The following is a 17,193-nucleotide window of genomic DNA, read 5'->3' as shown; positions in this document are numbered from 1 at the left end:
AAAAAAGGAGTCTGCTGTATGGAGAAGTATTTGCTGTCGATCGACCAGGGAACAACTGGGACCAAGGTGCTGTTGGTCAACCGTCATGGACGAGTTGTTGCTGAAAGCTATCAGAAGCATACGCAATCTTATCCACAGTCCGGATGGGTGGAGCATAATCCGGAGGAGATCTGGGAAAAGGTCTTGATGGGAGTGGCCGACGTGATGCTCAAGGGACGTATCGAACCTGAGCAGGTGGAAGCGGTAGGTCTGGCTAATCAGGGGGAAACGGTCCTCTTTTGGGATTCGGTCAGTGGGGAGCCGCTTTATCCGGCAGTCGTCTGGTCTTGCCGCCGCTCCGATCAAATCGCCGAGCGTTGGAAGGCGGATGGTGAGTGGGCAAAGAAGGTAGCCGAGAAAACCGGACTTTTGATTGACCCGTATTTTTCTGCGACCAAAATCAGATGGATGATGGAGGAAGTGCCTCTGGTGCGAGAAAAGATTCGACAGCGGCAGGCCTTTTGCAGCACGCTTGATTCTTGGCTGATCTGGCAGATGACAGGAGGCGCCTCGTATGTAACCGATGCTTCGACTGCTGCCCGGACGCTGTTGTTTGCCCATCGGCAGGGGAATTGGGATGAGGATATATTGCGGTATTTGGAAATAGAGGAAGACTGGCTGCCGCAGATTCGTTCAACCGTTGGCTCTTTTGGTCGTACGAATCCGGATCAATTTTGCGGCATTCAAGCACCGATTCTCGTCAACCAGGTGGATCAACCAGCCGCCCTTTACGGTCATCTCTGCATAGAGCCGGGGATGTCCAAATGCACGTATGGCACGGGGTGCTTCGCTTACATGAACGTTGGAAACGAGCCGCCTGCTACGAATGAGAGCGGACTCTTGACGACGCTTGTCTGGAAACGCGGGGCACAACAGACTTATGCGCTTGATGGCGCGATTTATGCGGCGGGGTCTGCTGTTGAATGGGGAAAGGAGCAGCTTGGGCTGTATAAGGATATAGAAGAGCTACAACGGTGGTCGGAGCAGTGGTATGAACAACTACACAAGGGGGAAGCCCCAACCAGTCTTTTATTTATCCCGGCATTGAATGGGATCGGCACGCCATACTGGAACTCGGAGGCCAGAGGGGTGTTTCTCGGACTCTCTCAGCATACGGACCGACCGTTAATGGCAAAAGCGATTCTGGAAGGGATCGCTCACCGTGTAGCGGATGTGTTTGTCACAATGGAACAGGCGGTCGGACAAAAGATTTCGGTCTTGCGTGTCGATGGGGGCTTGACGCAAAATCCGTATTTGATGCAGTTTCAGGCAGATCTGCTAGGTGTTCCGGTTGAGGTGCCCCAGAGTCATGAAACAACAGCGATGGGCATTGCGTTTCTGCTTGGGGAAGAGTGCGGCTGGTGGTCGGTGAAAGACTTGGAAGCGCGAATGAAGGTAGGGCGTCGCTATGAGCCGACACTTGATGAATCGGTGAGGAAAAGACTGCGTGCTCGCTGGAACAAGGCGGTTCACCTTTTGTTACAAGTAAGCGAAGGGTAACGTAAAAAAAGCAACCAACTGCCAACGCGGGCACAAGGCGTCTGGCGGATGGGTTGCTTTTTATGATTTATTCCACTCGAATGGGACGCTCCCAGCCAAAGCTGTCAAACCACGCTTTACGTCTAAAGTTCAAGAGAGCTTGTCTCACATAAGGAATGACGTTCGTGGGTAATTTATCCATGTCCACCCATACGAGCTCATCGCATTTATTCGGCTCTGCATTGATAATTTCTCCGCGCCATTCGGTGGTTGCAACAAAAAAGTCAATGCGTTCATCTGTAGAGAGCCGATGCATGACGCCTACCATCTCCAGGCTCGCTGGATCGATGTCAATCCCGCATTCTTCTTTGGCCTCGCGGATCGCGGCTGTCTTCACTTCTTCATTCCCATCGAGATGTCCGGCGGGAACACTGTAATTGCCGTCTTCGTAGCCGGTATTGTAGCGGCGTAATAACAAGACTTGCGAATCTTTTACCAGGAAAAGGTGAACGGCTACCTGCATCGCGAAGCGCTCTTTCTGCATGCGAATTCTCCTCTTTTTAATGATACTCTTCCGGACGATGATTCTCCGCAGCCTGTTTCCGGCGCTCCAGTCTGTTTTTTTTCAAAATAGGAGAGCTGGTCATCGCGAAGAGCAACATTCCAATTCCAGCAACCCCTAAAACGATCCCGATAGTAAGATACAGCGAATTCATTGAAAAAGACCTCCTTAATTCATGCAAAGCGAACATGATTATGAATGGGAACTATGCTATAATGGCACAGTGTGTTTTTACCTGATTCTCGGTAGTAATTTCTAGAAAACGCAGGGAGGATTTTGCGAGATGACTCAGCATACGTCTGTTGATCAGCTATCCATTAATACCATCCGCACGCTGGCGATTGATGCCATCGAGAAGGCGAATTCCGGTCACCCGGGAATGCCGATGGGTGCAGCCCCTATGGCACATGTACTGTGGAGCCGTTTTATGAAAGTAAATCCGAGCAATCCAAAATGGATTGACCGCGACCGTTTTGTCCTCTCAGCAGGACATGGCTCTATGCTATTATACTCGATGTTGCATCTGATGAAATACGATGTTTCACTGGAAGACCTACATAATTTCCGTCAATGGGGCAGCAAAACGCCTGGTCACCCTGAGTTTGGACATACAGCGGGTGTTGACGCGACAACGGGTCCTTTGGGACAAGGGATCGCGATGGCTGTCGGTATGGCGATGGCTGAAAAGCACATGGCAGCTGTTTACAACCGCGACAATTTTGACATCGTTGACCATTACACATACGTAATTTGCGGCGACGGTGACCTGATGGAGGGTGTATCCAGCGAGGCTTCTTCCCTGGCTGCTCACCTGAAACTGGGCAAAATGATCGTGCTCTATGATTCGAACGATATCTCTCTGGATGGCGAGCTTTCCCGTTCCTTCTCTGAAAACGTTGCGGGTCGCTACCAAGCGTATGGTTGGCAATACATTCGCGTAGAAGACGGCAATGATCTGGCTGCTATTGACGCGGCTATCGCAGAAGCGAAAAAAGATTTGGACCGTCCTACCTTGATCGAAGTAAAAACTGTCATTGGATACGGTAGCCCGAACAAAGGCGGCTCCAGCTCTTCTCATGGCGCTCCTCTTGGAAAAGACGAAGTGAAGCTGACAAAAGCAAACTACGAGTGGCATCATGAAAGTGAGTTCCACGTACCACAAGAAGTGACGGATTTCTTTGCAGGCTTGGCTGACGCTGGCGAAAAAGCAGAAGCTGCTTGGCGCGACCTGTTTGCTGCATACGCAAAAGCGTATCCGGAACTGGCGCTGCAATTTACGACTGCAGAAGAAGGTCATCTGCCTGCTGGTTGGGACAACCATATGCCGACGTATGAAGCTGGCGCGAAGCTGGCGACACGCGTTGCTTCCGGTAATGCAATCAATGCATTGGCAAACAGCGTTCCGTTCTTCCTGGGCGGCTCTGCTGACTTGGCACATTCCAACAATACGGTGATTAAAGAAGCGGGCAACTTCCTGCCAGGTTCTTACGATGGCCGGAACATTTGGTTTGGTGTTCGCGAATTCGCGATGGGTGCAGCCCTCAACGGTATGGCTCTTCACGGTGGCGTTAAAGTATACGGGGGTACATTCTTCGTGTTCTCCGACTACGTTCGTCCGGCAATTCGCCTCTCTGCACTGATGAAGCAGCCAGTTGTCTACGTATTTACACATGACTCGATCGCAGTTGGTGAAGATGGACCGACGCATGAGCCGATTGAACAGCTCGCTTCCTTGCGTGCAATGCCAGGCTTGACCATTCTTCGTCCGTCTGATGCAGTGGAGACGAACGAGGCATGGAAATATGCTGTATCCCGTACAGATGAGCCAGTCGTTCTGGTACTGACTCGTCAAAACCTGCCAGTTCTGCCTGAAACCATTGAGAAAGCGGCAGAAGGCGTGAGCAAAGGTGCGTATGTTCTCGCAGACGCTCCAAGCGGCAATCCGCAGCTCATCCTGCTCGCAACTGGATCTGAGGTATCCCTCGTGATGCAGGCGCGTGAGCAATTGCTTGCGAAAGGTATTGAAACACGCGTTGTTTCCATGCCGAGCTGGAACCTGTTCGAGCGTCAGCCAAAAGAGTATCGCGACGCTGTGATTCCACCGTCTGTCAAAGCGCGTGTGGCGGTAGAAATGGGCTCTCCAATGGGCTGGGAGCGTTATGCTGGTGATAACGGTACGGTCATCGCAATTGATCAGTTTGGCGCATCTGCACCAGGTGAGCGTATCATGAAGGAATACGGCTTCACGGTAGAAAATGTGGTAGCTGAAGCAGAAAAACTGCTGAAATAGTAAACCTTTAGGAAAAAGCCTATCTTCTGTTTCAGGAGATAGGCTTTTCCAGTGACAAACGGAATTTTGTATGGAATGATAGACTACAACCCAAAACAGAAACTTTTTTGAAATGGGACCGTCTATATAAGATGTGGGGGAGAGAGAGAATACCAGGAGGTAAATAATGGCAGCAAAGGCCAAGAAGAAAGTCAAGAAGAAAAAGAACAACTTGCTGATGATTGCCGTATCGTTTGCAATTTTCCTTGTCCTTAGTGTGATTGGGGGCTACTTCGCCCTGTTGTATGCGGGAGACCGGATGATTGAGCAAAACGTACAAAAGCTACAGGACTTAAAAGCAGAACCAACTGTCATTTACGACAAAAACGGAAATGAGATAATTAGTCTGATTCGTCAGAAGAACCGTGTATACAAACCGATTAATGAAATGCCAAAGACCCTGATCGATGCGTTCCTCGCTGTAGAGGATAAGCGCTTTTATGAACATAAGGGCGTGGATATGGTTCGGATCGGTGGCGCCATAGTCAATGACATCAAAAAAGGATCGCTGGCTGAAGGGGGAAGTACGATTACCCAACAGTTGGCAAGAAACGTCTTTCTCACCCTAGATCAAACATTCTGGCGCAAAACAAAAGAAATGAGTATTGCGATTGGCTTGGAGCGTAAGTACTCCAAGGATCAAATTTTAGAGATGTACTTGAACCGCGTTTATTTGGGCGAAGGGGAATTTGGGGTAGAGGATGCTGCCCAGTATTACTTCGGCAAGTCGGTAAGCGATGTTACCGTTGCAGAAGCAGCGATGCTGGCGGCGATTCCAAAAGCACCGAGCACCTATTCACCATTTAACAATCCGGAAAAAGCCAAGCTACGTCGAGATACTGTTATACGTCTAATGTCTGAGCAAGGCATTATTACCAATGAACAAAAGGATGCAGCTCAAGCAGAGGCGTTGCCGACCAAACCGCATGAAGTGGCCGGTGGGAGCCTGAAAAAAGGCTATCGCGCGTTTTTTGACAATATGTTAAAAGAGTCCGAAGCAGAGTTCGGTGTAACGGAAGAAGAACTGTACCGTGGAGGCTGGGACATTTACACGACCTTTGATCCGAAAGTACAGGATGCCATGGTAGAGGAATATGCCAATGCCAAAAACTTCCCGAAAGACGGCGCCAAGCGCGGTGTAGAATCATCGATGATTGTCATCGACGCGAAAACAGGCGGAATTGCCGGGATGATGGGCGGACGCAACTATGCGCCAAAAGGCTTTAACTATGCGACAGACATGAAGCGTCAGCCGGGCTCCAGCTTTAAACCGATTGCCGTGTTCGCTCCAGCAGTCAATAAAGATATCAACAAATGGAACGCGAATTCGCAACTGAGTAACAAAAGGCAGAGCTTTAATGGCTATGAGCCGCGCAACTACAATAACCGCTACACGGAAACAGTCAGTATGAGCCGGGCGATGATCGACTCTGCAAATATCCCGCCGGTTTGGCTGTTAAATGAAATTGGGGTATCAGAAAGCTTGGCATACCTCAAGAAAGTCGGCATAGAGCTGACACCGAATGACCGAAACCTGGCGATTGCTCTCGGGGGATTGAATCAAGGTATATCCCCGAAGCAAATGGCTCAGGCCTATACACCTTTTGTGAATGCAGGGGTAGTTTCCGAGGCGCACTCGATCAGCAAGGTCGAGAATAAGGATGAGGGTGTCGTCCGTGAATACCAGCCAAAACAATCGGAAGCACTGAAGCCGGAAGCAGCTTGGGAGATTCATACCATGCTGGAGAAAGCGGTTCAGGAAGGGACAGGGAAGGCAGCGCGTATCTCTGGCCGCCATGTTGCGGGTAAAACCGGTACGACTCAATCGATAGCAGGCGACAGCAAAGCAAACAAGGATGCTTGGTTTGTGGGCTATACTCCGGAATATGTTGGTGCCGTTTGGATGGGCTTCGATCCGGAGGACAAACAGCATTTGATGCACCAAGGAAGTAGCATGACGGCGCAAATGTTCTCCAAAGTGATGGGAACCGCCTTAAAAGGTGTACCGTCATCGGACTTCGTTCGACCAGAAGGCGCCGTACAGCATAAACAAGAAGAAGTTGAACCAGAAATCCAATTGGCTGCAGATATGACATTGGACACAAGTACGAATAAATTGATGGTCGTGCTTAGCTGGATTGGTGGGCCTGACGGCGATACGTACGATCTTTACCGCATTAGTGAAAGCGGCGAAAGGAAACTCATCTCTGCGGGTATGAAGGAAACCTCTTATGTAGATGTGTTGGATAGTCCGAAACAGTATCAGTATCAAGTCGTTCCACGAAATGCACAAGGCGAGGAAGGCACACCTTCAAAAACAGTCCCAATCGATTCCAAGAAGCTGGAGAATATGATCAATCAAGATCCAGGTCATAACGAGGAAGGCAACAATCAGGGACAAAATCCGGATGGTACGGGAAATGGCAACGGGGAAATTCCACCTGACCAAGGTACCGGAGAAACTGGTGAGCATACTAATAATGGAGGCAGTAGCCAACCGCCAAATCCGGGAACAGGTGAGGTTCCACCGGACATCATGAATCCAGTGCCTGGTCAGACAAATGGTTCTTCCAATGAAATTCAATTACCACCACCTCCACAAGAGGATGGGCAGAACCAGTCCCAAGATGCTTCAAACGGCTAAAGATTAGCCCAGCAAGAACGATTCAAAACCGATTCGACTATTTGCACAGCTTCTTTCGCGTGGTACAATACCATTAAATCGGGAGACAGGGGGGACAGTCCATGTCTAGCTACGCACAAAGGGATCTACCCACATTTTTCAAAGAACAGTTACGCCAAACCAAGGTGAATTTTGAGCGAGCACTTGACTGTAAACACACCGATTTCGATGATCTTTACCCATACATGAACGAACAGCCACAGTTCTTCTGGTACAAACGTTACGTGGCTTGGTCAGAACTGTTGACCGTCGTACGTCTAGCTGAGCAATTGGGTATTGAGTGGACAGAGGATTTCAGTGAGCAGCAGGTAGAATTCATTCAAGGCAAGGTTCTGCAAGGAAAAGTGCTCGATTATTGGAACCCAGAAGAAGAACAAGAAGAATCGATGAGGGAATTGGAAGAAGAAAAATAAATGTGATCGTAAAAAGATGACGCGTTCCCATTGCGGGAACGCGCTTTTTTGCGTGCGCGAAGCTAGGCTCACTTTTGAAAGGAATAGTGTCTAATATCACATACATGTTTATGTGGTTTTGTAAAAAAATGTATACATCTTTGCTCTTCTTTTCTGTTATATGCATTGGCACCATACTTGCAATTTCTAACAGCGTGTCATTTATCTCAATCCGTTACCATTCAAAGGAGGTTTGCTCATTCATGAAGAAAAAGCGCCACACGGTACACACAAGCCGCATGATGGCTGGTGTTCTTCTCTCAACATCCTTTCTATTGGGGACAGTTGGTACTCCTGCCCAAGCCTTGGCAGTCAAGGATTACTCGAGTGCGATCGGAAGGGATGCACATCAAAACGTTCCGCCTTCTGGGAAATATGTAGAGGGAAGGCTGGACCCAGTCACCTCGTTTCAGCATCAATCCAGTGACAAAGCAGGGGAATATCCCCATCCAGTGGAGCCGACCTGGCGTGTAGAGGAGCAAGGGTCTTCGAACGAACAGCAGCGGAGCATAAAGGCAAATGCCGAAAAGTACGCGATGTCCGATTTGAACAAGCTCAGTTATGACGAATTAGTTAATGTACTGGTGACGGTCAGCTGGGAGCAGATTCCTGAATTATTCGATTTTACCCCCGATTCGTATGCCTTTTACAATGATCGGCAGCGCGTTCAGGCCATCATTGACGCATTGCAAGTCAGAGGCACACAATACTCCAGCAGCGATTCCAAAGGAATAGACACCTTGGTAGAGGTTCTTCGCTCTGGATATTATCTCGGCTACTACCATCAGGAATTATCCTATCTCAATCAGAGAAGCGAGCATGAAAAAGTGTTCCCTGCTCTACAAGCCATTGCCGACAATCCGAATTTTAAATTAGGGACAGATGCCCAAAATGAGGTGGTAGGTGCATTTGGTGGACTTATTGGAAACACGTTTGTAAGCGCTTCCCTTGTGGAGAAAGCTGCACCGATCATCCGTCAATACGAAGAACAAATGGATACGTTCATCACGCAACGGAGTGCGGGAGATGCTGTATTCCGCATCATGAGCCAGTTTAGCTATATTCTGATGTGGAAAGTGGATGAACCAACCAAGAAACAGGAGTTTTACGGCAAAATCGATACGTATCTCAACGAGTTGGGAAAACTCGCGTTGCATGGCGATACGGATGAAGCGAAGGAATGGGTCCTCGACAATGGGTTTTATCATAGTGCGCATTTGGGAGAATACCATTCCAATCCGAATAAGGGCAACGAGGTCCTCACAGAAGCATTAGAGCTTTATCCGTATGTGGGACTTCAGTATATGCAGGTAGCGAAGCTGATCCAGACGGTCTATGGCGGAAAAGACGCTAAGGGAAGGGACATCCAGTTCAACAAGATTCGTGAGGATGCCATGGAAAAGTATCTGCCCAAAGAATACACATTCGATGACGGAAGCATCGTCATGAAAACAGGAGGGGATGTCACAGTAGAAAAAGTCAAACGGTTATACTGGGCGGCAAAAGAGGTAAAAGCGCAGTTTCATCGGATGGCAGGGCGAGATGAACCGATGGAGGAAGGGAACCCCGACGATATTTTAACCATGGTCCTTTACAATAGTCCTTCAGAGTACAAGATGAACAACCCCCTGTATGGCTATGAGACGGACAACGGGGGCATGTATATCGAGGGAAAAGGAACTTTCTTCACCTACGAACGAACACCGCAGCAGAGCACATACACACTGGAAGAATTATTCCGCCATGAATTCACGCACTATTTGCAAGGGCGCTATGCCATACCTGGCTTGTGGAATGAAGGACCGATTTACAGAGACGAGAGACTGTCGTGGTTTGAAGAAGGAGGAGCGGAGCTCTTTGCAGGCTCCACGCGAACAACAGGTGTTCTGCCTCGAAAATCCATGGTCAACAATCTGATTCGCTTTGGACAAAATAATTGGTATACAGCCTCTCAAACTTTGCACGCACGCTACGGCACATGGGACTTTTATACGTATTCATACGCCTTGCAGTATCACATGATGAAAGAGGACTGGAACAAGCTCGATGATATCATGGATTACATAGAGGCCAATAACGTGGATGGTTATGACCAGTTCATCCGTAAGCTCAGCAATGATTCAGAGCTGAATCGGGATTACCACCGAACAATGGAATCGTTGGTGGACAGCTATCCTGATCTGACCGTGCCGCTGGTGTCTGATGATTATTTGGTCACACCAGCCCCCAAAGCAAGTGCAGAAATCTTCCGAGAAATTGAGGATGTCGCTGGATTGCAAAATGTGTCTACAAACAGGCATCATTCAGAGTTTTTCCAAACCTTTACGTTAACCGGGACGTACACGGGTACGCAGGCACAAGGGGAGAAGCAAGACTGGGAAACGATGAGTCGCATGACTGACGAGTTTCTAACTACACTTACTTCCCACCCGTGGAACGGCTATAAAACCGTAACCGCCTACTTTACCAACTATAGAGTAAATTCGTCCAATCAGTTTGAGTATGATGTCACGTTCCACGGAGTACTTCCAGAACAAGGTGATGGTGAGAACAAGCCGCCTGTTATTGTCATGAACGGACCGTCAAAAGCAGCTGTAAACGAGGAGGTAGCATTCAGTAGTAACGGAAGCTCCGATCCGGATGGGAGCATCGCATCCTATCTGTGGGAATTTGGAGATGGCACAAGCAGTAGTGATGCCAACCCTACGCATGTCTACGAAAATCAGGGAGAATATATCGTGAAACTGCGAGTAACGGATGACAAAGGAGCGGTTACTGCGAAATCGATGACGATCACGATCGAGGAGCAGGGTGGAGAAATTGGGGAAAAGGAACAGGAGCCAAACAACAGCTTTTCAGAGGCAAATCCGTTGAAAAGCAATGTGGAGCTGAGTGGTCAAACAAGTAAACAGGACGACAAGGACATTTTTGCCTTGAAGGTATTGGGCAACGGAACGGTGAAAATCAACGTAACGAGTGAGCATGATACTGGTTTGAACTGGGTCGTTCACCACGAGGATGATCTGAATCATTATTTCGCTTACCCCAAAACCTCAGGCAAAACGCTCTCTGGTGAGTTTGAAGCCACTCCGGGCACCTATTATTTGTCCGTGTACAACTTTAACGGTGAAACCATTCCATACAAAGTAACCGCGGAATGGCCAGAAGAAAATACAGAACCGACCGAAGCGGAGCCGAATAATTCATTTGATGAGGCTAATGCGCTACAGTTGGGTGAAGAGATCAGTGGTCAAACCGATCGTACAGATGACAAGGACACGTACATGATTCAGGTTGAAGAGAAAGGAGTCATTCAAGTTACGGTAAGTAGCGAGAAGGACGAAGGCTTAAACTGGGTGGTGTTCCATGAAGATGATCTCAAAACATATTTCGCCTACCCCAAAACCACAGGTAAGAAACTGACTGGAGAATTTGAGGCAAAACCAGGGAAATATTACTTGTTAGTCTACAACATTAACAACACGAAGATTCCGTACAAAGCTATCGTGAACGCTGAGTAACCTCCCCATTTATAGGAAGCAAAGCCCTTTCTACCCCTTTTTAAAAAAAGGATAGAAGGGCTTTTTTTTCGCTCGATAAGCGTCTGGTAAAAATCAGCGCGTAACGCTATGACGTTCCGCACGTCTTTTCTTTACGTAGCTGAAAGAATCAATGGAGCCAATTGTAAATGACTTGTGGCGTCTCTTCCTCAGGACCAGCCGGGAGGACGAATGGAACGGGATTGCTCCAAGGCTGGGCAGGGGACGGGGCATTGGAGATCATGAATTCTGTCCCCAATGAAACAAAGCTGTACAGCTCCTCGACAGCGGCATTGTACAAGCGAACACAGCCGAGTGAAACGGATGAGCCGATGCTCTCGGGATGGTTCGTCCCATGGAGGGCATATCCGTTCTCCTGAAAGACCATGCCCCTCGTACCATAAATATTGTCATGTCCGCGAGGCTGATTGATTTTTTGCTGAATGGTATAGTAGCCTTCGGGTGTAGAACCGTTTTTGCCTATCGCGACGGGATAGCTGCGTACGAGATGAGAACCGCTGATGAGCTTCAACGTATGTGTCGATGTAGTCAATTGAAGCTGTAACGGTTCGAAAGGCGCAACTGGCTCCGGATAGCCGGGAAGCGGCAGTACATTGCGCAAGCTGTCCCATGCGGACTCTGGCAAAAAGGCCTTGGGATGATACGGATAGCTTTTTAACAAAAGTCTCTTTGGCGGTACTGGAATTTGCGGCAAATAATTGCCTGGATAAGCGCCAGCCAGATCAGACAGCTGGGCAGGCAATGTACCCGTTTGCTGATAGTAGCGATACAAGGCGTTTCGCAAGATCAGTACATGCTGAAGGGTTAGCTGCTCATCCGTGAGTTCTGCCTTACTTTTAGCAAGCGTCTGTTCTCGTTCCAGTTGCACAGGTTTATCCCACCATTTTTCACTGAGAACAGTTCGACTCGTCGGATTATAACGCAAGATGCCTCGGACTTCGCGCGGCTGATAAAACAGCAAGGGACGGAACAACGGCGAACCAGGTACTTCTGGGACAACCATCACCGTAAAAGGCTGCGTCAGAGCTGGACGCCGGGACTCAACATACCGCCGGACCTGTTCAGATAGCTCACGGGCACTCAGTGTAGGAGGGACTGCAATGACCTCTACATGTGGCTGTGTTTGCCCAGGGGTCGGTACGGGCTGTTTGGCAGCCTGCTGGGTTGTCCCGGATGACCCATCTCTCAACGGTCCGGGCGAAAAAGCGAATTGAAAATAGAGAAACAAGAGTGAAGCCAAGAGTAAACGTGTTCGACTGCCCAAGGAGCTGCGCTGTCGCTCACGCAGCAGTCTGTGATAAGCGTCACGCGTCTCGTTGTAATACGGGCCTTGCTTGGATACCAGGCCACGCCTATACGCTTCGAGAGCTTGTTCCGAGTTTCCTTGTGCTTCTCGTTCTTTGCCAAGGTAAAACCACCCAATGGCTTCGTTTGGATACTGAGTCGTATACCACCGGTAAAAGGCGAGGTCGCTCTGATCCGGATATTTCATATGAAATGTACTTTTTTCCTGAAGAAAGGAAACCTTGTCCACGGATGCTTCTCCCCCAAATAAATGAGCGTTTAAAAAGGCGCCCTTATTAGGATGTATCGGCGGGAGTCGGGAAAATAATGAGAGTGGAGGTCAAAAATGGTTTACTTACGAACGATCAAGCTGCTGCGAGAGAAATTTCCCAACACGAAAGAATATCCATTTCACTTGCCTTCCTTGCGCAAGCTGGAAGAGATTGAGCTTGCGAGCAGTGTCACTTTTTTTGTAGGAGAGAATGGCTCGGGTAAATCGACCTTATTGGAATCAATCGCCTATCAATGCGGTTTTCACACGGCTGGAGGATCGCGTCACAACTTTTATGAGGTGCATCGCTCGGAGGCGATTTTGGGTGACTACATACGCCTTTCCTGGCTGCCTAAAATAACGAATGGCTTTTTCCTACGAGCGGAGAGCTTCTACCAGTTTGCCAGCCATATCGATGAGATGGGCCCGAAAAGCTATCAACATTACGGCGGACGCTCGCTGCATGAGCAGTCGCACGGAGAATCTTTTTTCTCGTTGTTTGCCAATCGCTTTAACGGCAGGGGAATCTACCTGCTGGATGAGCCCGAGGCTGCTCTTTCACCGAAGCGTCAAATCGCTTTTTTGTATATGATGCGTGATTTGGTGGAAGAAGGAGCACAATTTATCATTGCGTCCCACTCGCCGATTCTATTGGGCTATCCCGGAGCGACTATCCTTAATTTTGACGAATCGCCGGTACAAGAGGTGAATTATCGCGATACAGAGCACTATCAATTGACGCGCCGTTTCCTGGAGAAGCCCGATTTATTTTTAGATGAAAAATAATTTTCATTCTTCCTGTCACAAAACTCGCCTTGGCGGTTTCTATTAGATGAACGAAGCAGTAGAGGCATTCGTTAATGGCGCACGCGGGAAGGAGGAATCCAGTGGAGGTGCAAGCAAACCTGGTGATGAACCATGCTCGAGTAGAGGATCATACAGATTCCTTTCAAGAATTGTTTACGACTTATTATCCGTTTGTAGTCCGACAGATCATGCGAATTGTGAAAGATCAACAAACGGCAGAAGATATTGCACAGGATGTATTTCTTTCCTTTTACCATACCGATCGCACGGTGATCGAACATATCCCGGCATGGCTGTCCAAGTCCGCGCTCTACGCAGCGTACAATTATCTTCGTTCAGAAAAACGTAGGTACGCAAGACAAGAGCGAAGTGCATCCGAGCAAGAACACGTCAGCCCTTCTTCAGAAGAGATGTGGCTTGCAAAAGAGTCCCAGAGTATCGTTCGCGATGTGCTAGAGGAGCTAGACGAGCGGGAACGAACCTTGCTGGTCATGAAATATTCCGGATTTCCTTATGCGGAGTTGGCGAAAGCGACTGGCACGCAGATCAGCTCAGTGGGAACACTCCTCGCGAGAGCGAAAAGTAAATTTCGTACCATATATGGCCGGATGAGGGGGGAAGAGGAATGAAATGTGCCGATACAGGCTTTATCCAGACGTTCTTGGATGGGGAATGCAGCTCAAAAGAAAGTAAGCAATTCCTGCTTCATCTGGAGTACTGTGAAACCTGCCGCACACAGCTGAACGAACTGTCCGCGTTGGATAGCTGGACTCGTGAGAAGATGGAGCATGCTTTTTCCGAGACAAACGGTGGGAAGGTCAATACGGAAGCAGCGTGGCAGCGATTCTCGCAATCCATCGAGAAAACGACTGACACCTATGCACAAGAGCGACAAACGATAACCAATCGAGCAACAATGAGAAGGAGCTGGAATCAGATGAACAAGCAAACAAAAAGATGGGTAACAGGTGCTTCGGCAGCAGCAGTACTGGCTGTGTCCCTGTCTTTCCCCCAAGTACAAGCAGCAGCGAACGATTTTCTGTCCATTTTCCGCATGGATAAAGTAGAGTTTGTCAAAGTGACGCAAGAGGATCTGCGAGAGGTCGAACAATGGATCGCTAGCGGCAATTGGGGCGAGACGGAACTGCCTGGGATCGGAAAAATCTGGATGGATAAAAACGATCAAGAGAAACTTGAGCAAAGAAGCTACTATTACAACAACAAGGAATCCGCTGAAAAGGCTGGCGTGAAGCTGCCACAGCTGCCGCAGGACGTCACGGTGGATAGTGTAAAGATTCAATCTCCTTTTACCATGCACATGGAGATCGATGCCGATCGTGCAAACAAGCTACTGGCCCAATTGCAGGTAGAGGCGCGCTTTGATGAAAAACTGAGTGGCAAACGCTTCTCCTTGAAGATTCCACAGATGCAGCAGGTCAGGATGCTTGTCGGAAATGATAATATTAGCTACTTTGTCGTAGGTGCTCCTGAGCTAAGCGCACCAGAGGGAGTCGATCTGGCACAGCTTCGCGAGACAATCTTGGCCCTGCCGTTCATTCCTGATCAAGTGAAAAAGCAGATGATTAGCATCGAAGACTGGCAGCATACCCTCCCTGTGCCATACATGGCAGACGGCGAGAGTAAGATGAAGGAAGTAAAAGTGAACGGTCAAAACGGAATGCTGATCACAGGTAAATACAATGTGCATCTGATGTGGCAGCAAGATGGACACATTCACATGCTGGAAGGCAGCGAAAAGAACGCGGATGGGCTGTTGGATTTTGCCAATCAGCTGAAATAAGGAAATAAATAGTCGGGTATTGGCAGAGTTTTCCTGAAAAGGGGGCTCTGCTTTGTCCCGTTTGTCATGGAGAAAGTGAGGTAAGCGATGTCAGATTATGTGATTGAGACCTGGGACTTGACCAAGCAATATAACGGCAAGGCCGGCTGCAAAAATATTACGCTACAAGTACCACGTGGCTCCGTATTTGGTTTCCTCGGGCAGAATGGAGCGGGTAAAAGTACCTTTGTCAGGACGATGCTCGGGTTATTGCACCCAACGAATGGCAAAGCGGTTATGCTTGGGGAGCCGATTGGTAGTGTAGAATCGCGAAAAAAGGTAGGGTACTTACCAGAGCTATTCCGCTATCCGGATTGGTTGACAGGTCAACAGCTTTTAGAGCATCATGCCGAGTTGTGTGGATTAACACATCGCGAGAGTAAAACAGTCATAAAAAATGTCGTTGAGCTGGTCGGAATGGCTGGACGTGAGCGTGAACGCATCCGTGGCTATTCAAAAGGCATGCAGCAGCGTATCGGGATTGCCTGCGCCCTCTTATCCGATCCAGAGCTGATCTTCCTCGATGAGCCGACCTCCGCACTTGACCCAATCGGGCGAAAAGAAGTGCGTGAGCTGATCGCGCGGCTTCGTGACCAAGGAAAGACGGTCTTTCTCAACAGTCATCTCCTGAGTGAAATGGAGAGTGTGTGCAACTACGTCGGGATCATTCACCGCAGTGAGCTGGTCGTACATGGCGACTGGCGCAAGCTGAGCAGCGTCCAGCCACAAATTGAATTGACTGTGGAAAAGGATAGCGCTGGCTTGCCTAACGAGCTTCCTTCTTTCGTCACAGAGAGTCGTCTCGTTAGACAAGAGGAAGACCGTGATACATGGTTATTGACGCTGGATCAGGACAATCGGGTACCCGCTCTGTTGCAACAATTGATCGCATCCGGGGCTGGGGTACATGAAGTCGTCCGCAAGCAGCAATCACTGGAAGATGTATTCCTGTATTGGGTGCAGAGAAAGGAGGGAGAACGACATGTGGCCGATCATCAAAATCACGTATAGAGAAATGATCTCCAAGCGTATTTTCACGATTACGCTGATCATGTCGCTGGCCTTCTTGCTGCTGTTTGGACTTGCCACAGGCTATGCCGTCAAGGAAATGAAGGAATCATTCGGGGGCGCAGGTCCAGAAGCTTTGCTGCAAAAAAACTTCTTTTCCACGCAGCTCTTGGGAATGGGCTTGTACTTTGGCTCCGTCATTACGGCACTCCTGGCGATTTTGAGCAGTGTCGGGAGTATTGCATCTGAAATTGAGAGCCACCAAATCGACACGTGGCTGGCCCGCGCCCTTCCTCGCTACAAATATGTATTGGGGAAATTTTTCGGGTTGGCAAGTATGTTGGGGCTTTACGCACTCCTGATGTTTGCCGGACTTTTGGCGATCAACCAATGGGTGGGTGGCGGTGCGTTGGCTGTTCAGGTAAGTGGAGCCCAAATCCTGAAAGCAGCAGCTTTCTTCGTAAGTATGCCGATCATTCTTGTCTGTGTAGCCATGCTCTTGAGCAGTATAACTACAACAGTAACAGGCGGTATTATCCTGATCATTCTGTATGGGATCAGCTTCATCGGTGGCTTTATCGAGCAGCTTGGTGTTGCCTTTAGCAACAGCTCACTCACGAACATCGGGATTATTTCCAGTCTGGTTTTTCCAACCGATTCGTTATTCAGGCAAACGACGCTCTCACTATTTGACACGGCAGACGATCCGTTGTCCTTTGCTTCGCAAGGAATTTTCGGGACGACTTCTCCACCGAGTACTGCCATGCTCATCTACACCATTCTCTATGGCATCGTGGCGTTGGGGTTGTCCATCCGGGTGTTTCAAAAGCGGGATGTATAAAATACAAGAAAGAACGGCTGATTCGTGCCGTTCTTTTT

The 17,193-nt window shown here is 48.9% G+C and carries 13 protein-coding genes; 10 read left to right on the top strand and 3 right to left on the bottom strand.

Annotated features, from left to right (window positions below; genetic code table 11):
• Window positions 1-18: 18 nt before the first annotated feature.
• Window positions 19-1,539, top strand: coding sequence for an FGGY family carbohydrate kinase (locus HP570_RS21005; RefSeq protein WP_173627013.1), 1,521 nt, complete (start codon window positions 19-21; stop codon window positions 1,537-1,539).
• 67 nt (window positions 1,540-1,606) lie between these two features.
• Here HP570_RS21005 and HP570_RS21000 read toward each other — a convergent pair whose 3' ends face one another.
• Both HP570_RS21000 and HP570_RS20995 read right to left on the bottom strand, forming a co-directional pair.
• A complete protein-coding gene (locus HP570_RS21000) occupies window positions 1,607-2,062 on the bottom strand; it encodes an NUDIX hydrolase (RefSeq protein WP_173627012.1) in 456 nt (151 codons plus the stop codon).
• 16 nt (window positions 2,063-2,078) lie between these two features.
• Window positions 2,079-2,234, bottom strand: coding sequence for a hypothetical protein (locus tag HP570_RS20995; protein WP_231850507.1), 156 nt, complete (start codon window positions 2,232-2,234; stop codon window positions 2,079-2,081).
• Between the two features lie 129 nt (window positions 2,235-2,363).
• Here HP570_RS20995 and tkt point away from each other — a divergent pair, with 129 nt between their 5' ends.
• From tkt to HP570_RS20975, 4 genes are all read left to right on the top strand, one after another.
• Window positions 2,364-4,370 carry a transketolase gene (gene tkt, locus HP570_RS20990; RefSeq protein ID WP_015892539.1) on the top strand — a complete coding sequence of 669 codons (2,007 nt, stop codon included), beginning with the start codon at window positions 2,364-2,366 and terminating at the stop codon, window positions 4,368-4,370.
• Window positions 4,371-4,536: 166 nt separating this feature from the next.
• Window positions 4,537-7,053, top strand: a complete 2,517-nt coding sequence (locus tag HP570_RS20985) for a PBP1A family penicillin-binding protein (RefSeq protein WP_173627011.1) — start codon at window positions 4,537-4,539, stop codon at window positions 7,051-7,053.
• Window positions 7,054-7,154: 101 nt separating this feature from the next.
• Window positions 7,155-7,505, top strand: a complete 351-nt coding sequence (locus HP570_RS20980) for a hypothetical protein (protein WP_015892537.1) — start codon at window positions 7,155-7,157, stop codon at window positions 7,503-7,505.
• 242 nt (window positions 7,506-7,747) lie between these two features.
• Window positions 7,748-11,065 carry a collagenase gene (locus HP570_RS20975; protein WP_173627010.1) on the top strand — a complete coding sequence of 1,106 codons (3,318 nt, stop codon included), beginning with the start codon at window positions 7,748-7,750 and terminating at the stop codon, window positions 11,063-11,065.
• A gap of 148 nt (window positions 11,066-11,213) precedes the next feature.
• Here HP570_RS20975 and HP570_RS20970 read toward each other — a convergent pair whose 3' ends face one another.
• On the bottom strand, window positions 11,214-12,638 hold the full coding sequence (locus HP570_RS20970; RefSeq protein ID WP_173627009.1) for a L,D-transpeptidase family protein: 1,425 nt from the start codon (window positions 12,636-12,638) through the stop codon (window positions 11,214-11,216).
• Between the two features lie 96 nt (window positions 12,639-12,734).
• Between HP570_RS20970 and HP570_RS20965 the strand changes: the two genes are divergently transcribed.
• From HP570_RS20965 to HP570_RS20945, 5 genes are all read left to right on the top strand, one after another.
• Window positions 12,735-13,445, top strand: a complete 711-nt coding sequence (locus tag HP570_RS20965) for an AAA family ATPase (RefSeq protein WP_172141521.1) — start codon at window positions 12,735-12,737, stop codon at window positions 13,443-13,445.
• Between the two features lie 101 nt (window positions 13,446-13,546).
• Window positions 13,547-14,095 carry an RNA polymerase sigma factor SigX gene (locus tag HP570_RS20960; RefSeq protein ID WP_142497827.1) on the top strand — a complete coding sequence of 183 codons (549 nt, stop codon included), beginning with the start codon at window positions 13,547-13,549 and terminating at the stop codon, window positions 14,093-14,095.
• A complete protein-coding gene (locus HP570_RS20955) occupies window positions 14,092-15,267 on the top strand; it encodes an anti-sigma factor family protein (RefSeq protein ID WP_173627008.1) in 1,176 nt (391 codons plus the stop codon). Before HP570_RS20960 ends, HP570_RS20955 begins: the two co-directional genes overlap by 4 nt.
• Before the next feature lie 87 nt (window positions 15,268-15,354).
• Window positions 15,355-16,317, top strand: coding sequence for an ABC transporter ATP-binding protein (locus tag HP570_RS20950; RefSeq protein WP_173627007.1), 963 nt, complete (start codon window positions 15,355-15,357; stop codon window positions 16,315-16,317).
• Window positions 16,289-17,155, top strand: coding sequence for an ABC transporter permease subunit (locus tag HP570_RS20945; protein WP_087346277.1), 867 nt, complete (start codon window positions 16,289-16,291; stop codon window positions 17,153-17,155). The genes HP570_RS20950 and HP570_RS20945 overlap by 29 nt, the downstream gene beginning before the upstream one ends.
• The last annotated feature ends 38 nt before the right edge of the window (window positions 17,156-17,193 follow it).

This window comes from Brevibacillus sp. RS1.1 (genome assembly GCF_013284365.1).
Taxonomy (GTDB): Bacteria; Bacillota; Bacilli; order Brevibacillales; family Brevibacillaceae; genus Brevibacillus; species Brevibacillus brevis_D.
Note: the sequence above shows the minus strand (reverse complement) of the source record. Positions and strands in the feature narration are given on the sequence as shown.

Coding starts and splice junctions, on each gene's coding strand:
- HP570_RS20975 (WP_173627010.1), top strand. CDS start 7,748: ATGAAGAAAAAGCGCCACACGGTACACACAAGCCGCATGATGGCTGGT.
- HP570_RS21005 (WP_173627013.1), top strand. CDS start 19: ATGGAGAAGTATTTGCTGTCGATCGACCAGGGAACAACTGGGACCAAG.
- tkt (WP_015892539.1), top strand. CDS start 2,364: ATGACTCAGCATACGTCTGTTGATCAGCTATCCATTAATACCATCCGC.
- HP570_RS20945 (WP_087346277.1), top strand. CDS start 16,289: ATGTGGCCGATCATCAAAATCACGTATAGAGAAATGATCTCCAAGCGT.
- HP570_RS20950 (WP_173627007.1), top strand. CDS start 15,355: ATGTCAGATTATGTGATTGAGACCTGGGACTTGACCAAGCAATATAAC.
- HP570_RS20955 (WP_173627008.1), top strand. CDS start 14,092: ATGAAATGTGCCGATACAGGCTTTATCCAGACGTTCTTGGATGGGGAA.
- HP570_RS20995 (WP_231850507.1), bottom strand. CDS start 2,234: ATGAATTCGCTGTATCTTACTATCGGGATCGTTTTAGGGGTTGCTGGA.
- HP570_RS20985 (WP_173627011.1), top strand. CDS start 4,537: ATGGCAGCAAAGGCCAAGAAGAAAGTCAAGAAGAAAAAGAACAACTTG.
- HP570_RS20965 (WP_172141521.1), top strand. CDS start 12,735: ATGGTTTACTTACGAACGATCAAGCTGCTGCGAGAGAAATTTCCCAAC.
- HP570_RS21000 (WP_173627012.1), bottom strand. CDS start 2,062: ATGCAGAAAGAGCGCTTCGCGATGCAGGTAGCCGTTCACCTTTTCCTG.
- HP570_RS20980 (WP_015892537.1), top strand. CDS start 7,155: ATGTCTAGCTACGCACAAAGGGATCTACCCACATTTTTCAAAGAACAG.